Genomic DNA, 399 nt, shown 5'->3' on the forward strand with positions numbered 1-399 from the left:
TTCGAGGCGATTTCGCAAACCTGTCGGAGCGCAAACTTATGGAATGTTTGAGCCGGCTTGGATATGACATCGAAATTACCGTGAAGCCGACTGCCGATCCAGTCGGGCATCTGACGCTCGCGGTTGCTTGAGACGCAAGCGGTCAAAATGGGCGGAAAACTGCGGTGCTGCCGATGATCAGGCAGGTGACAAACCGGTCAAGGGAATGTCACCGTTACAAGCTTTCCGTCAGCGCATTTGCTGCTGGCTCCAGACCTGGAGGCGAACGGGCTTCCCATCGCTGTAGATTGCGGCTCCAACAACTCCTTTGAGCCCGCTGCATTGAGACATGATCGTGGAAATTCCCTAGCATTACAGTTGCGTATTTTTACAAGTTCTGAATCTATAGGCCTCCATGAT

General features: G+C 52.6%; 1 protein-coding gene. It reads left to right on the plus strand.

The window, feature by feature from the left end; translation table 11 throughout:
- Positions 1-131: XRE family transcriptional regulator (locus EQW76_RS30105; protein WP_279309175.1), on the plus strand; the 131-nt coding region annotated here is incomplete at its 5' end.
- Positions 132-399 lie beyond the last annotated feature (268 nt).

This window comes from Rhizobium sp. rho-13.1 (genome assembly GCF_007000305.1).
Lineage (GTDB): Bacteria > Pseudomonadota > Alphaproteobacteria > Rhizobiales > Rhizobiaceae > Rhizobium > Rhizobium rhododendri.